The organism is Streptomyces sp. T39 (genome assembly GCF_008042045.1).
In the GTDB taxonomy this organism is placed as follows: domain Bacteria; phylum Actinomycetota; class Actinomycetes; order Streptomycetales; family Streptomycetaceae; genus Streptomyces.
This window is the reverse complement of record NZ_RDBP01000102.1, coordinates 1-1437: the sequence shown is the minus strand read 5'-3', so window position 1 is coordinate 1437 and position 1437 is coordinate 1. Positions and strand designations below refer to the sequence as shown.

Genomic DNA, 1437 nt, shown 5'->3' with positions numbered 1-1437 from the left:
GTGCTGAACCGCTTCCTCGCCACCTACTGACGCGGCTCAGGGGATGGGTGGTCTCCTGCCCGACGGGTCGGCCCGTCGGGCAGGGCGGGGCGGCCCGCCTCGCCGGTGAGCCGCGTCAGTAGGTGGCGAGGAAGCGGTTCAGCACCCGCGCGCCGAAGGTCAGGGACTCCACGGCGACGCGCTCGTCGGTGCCGTGGAACATCGAGACGAAGTCGCCGTCGGCGGGCAGCCGCAGCGGGACGAAGCCGAAGCAGCGGATGCCGAGCCGTGAGAAGTGGCGGGCGTCGGTCGCCGAGGACATGCAGAACGGGACGAGGCGGGCGGTGGGGTCCTCGGCCAGCAGCGCGGCGGAGATCGTGTCGGCGAGGGCGCCGTCGAGGCCGTTCTCGTGGCCGGCTCCCCGCGGGACGACGCTCGAGGTGACCTCCGGCGGGATGAGGCGGCGCAGTTCGGCCAGGAACTCCTCCTCGTGTCCGGGCACGCTGCGACAGTCGATGCGGGCGTGCGCCTGCGAGGGCACGACGTTGGGGGCGCCGCCCGCGCGCAGGGCCACCGGGGTGGCCGTGTGGCGGAGCGTCGCCCCGACGATCCTGCCGACCTCCCCGATGGCGGCGAGCGCCCGTTCCGGGGCATCCGCCGTGTCGCTCAGGCCGAACGCCTCTCCCAACTGCTCCAGGAAGTCCTGCGTGGTGGCCGTCAGCCGGAGCGGGAAGGGATGGTCGGCGATGGCGGCCACGGTGCGGGCGAGGGCGCGGACGGAGTTGTGCTCGTTGAGCATCGAGCCGTGCCCGGCCAGGCCGTTGGCCGTCAGCTCCAGGGTGAAGGCGCCCTTCTGCGCCGTCTCCAGCAGGTAGAAGGAGCCGGTGGGTGTCGGCACGCTGAAGCCGCCGACCTCGCCTATCGCCACGTCGCAGTCGGCGAAGAGGTCCGGGTGGTGCTCCACCAGCCAGGCCGCGCCGTGGGTCCCGCCGTCCTCCTCGTCCGCGACGAAGGCGAGCACCACGTCCCGGCGCGGGGCGCGTCCGGACGTGTGCATCGTGGTCACGACGTCGAGGATCATCGCGACCATGTCCTTCATGTCCACGGCGCCGCGGCCCCACACGTAGCCGTCTCTGACCTCGCCGGAGAAGGGGTGCACCGTCCAGCCGGATGGGTCGGCCGGCACCACGTCCAGGTGGCTGTGGACGAGCAGCGGGGGAAGTCCCGGCTCCCGCCCCGGTATCCGGGCCACCACGTTGGTGCGGCCCGGGGCGCCCTCCAGCATCAGCGGCTCCAGGCCGGCGGCGGCGAGCCGCTCGGCGACGTACTCGGCCGCCCCCCGCTCGGGCCGGTGGCCGACGGTCGTGTCCAGGCGTATCAGGTCGGAGCAGTAGCGCACCACGTGGTCGGTGGGGACGGTGTCCTGGAGGATGGTCATGTCCGTTCTCCTTCGGGTGA

1 protein-coding gene is annotated in these 1437 nt (G+C 73.1%); it reads right to left on the bottom strand.

Annotation, left to right across the window (positions count from 1 at the left end; genetic code table 11):
- Positions 1–115: 115 nt before the first annotated feature.
- Positions 116–1417 carry a M20/M25/M40 family metallo-hydrolase gene (locus tag EAO77_RS35585; protein ID WP_147992456.1) on the bottom strand — a complete coding sequence of 434 codons (1302 nt, stop codon included), beginning with the start codon at positions 1415–1417 and terminating at the stop codon, positions 116–118.
- Positions 1418–1437: the final 20 nt, after the last annotated feature.